Source organism: Cupriavidus phytohabitans (assembly GCF_017815025.1).
Classification (GTDB): Bacteria; Pseudomonadota; Gammaproteobacteria; order Burkholderiales; family Burkholderiaceae; genus Cupriavidus.
In genome coordinates, this window is sequence record NZ_JAGIQB010000272.1 from 1 (window position 1) to 392 (window position 392).

At 59.9% G+C, this 392-nt stretch carries 1 pseudogene; it reads left to right on the plus strand.

The features are described from left to right. Positions 1–318: pseudogene (locus tag J8I34_RS34455) on the plus strand (IS5/IS1182 family transposase); the annotation flags it as partial. Positions 319–392 lie beyond the last annotated feature (74 nt).

The following is a 392-nucleotide window of genomic DNA, read 5'->3' on the forward strand; positions in this document are numbered from 1 at the left end:
GGACACGCCGAGCGCGAGGCCGCAAAGGTCATGCTCAACGATGCCAGGCAGGTGATTGAAGACCTGAATGTGGAAGTCACCGTGGGCGCCGACAAGGGCTATGACGCGCACGAGTTCATTGAGGCCTGCCTGGAAATTAAGGTGACGCCCCACGTGGCGCAGAACACATCGGGGCGTCGCTCGGCCGTTCCTGATGCCATTGCTTCCAGCGCCGGTTATGCGGTCTCGCAACAAAAGCGCAAGCTGATCGAACAGGGCTTTGGGTGGGTCAAGACCGTGGGACGCATGCGTCAGGTGATGGTGCGCGGCCTGAAGAAAGAGGTATTGTCAAATTTGGTGTACGAGGGCTGATCGTGGCCGGTTCTCAGGCGGCGAGTTTCTGCTGATCCGGC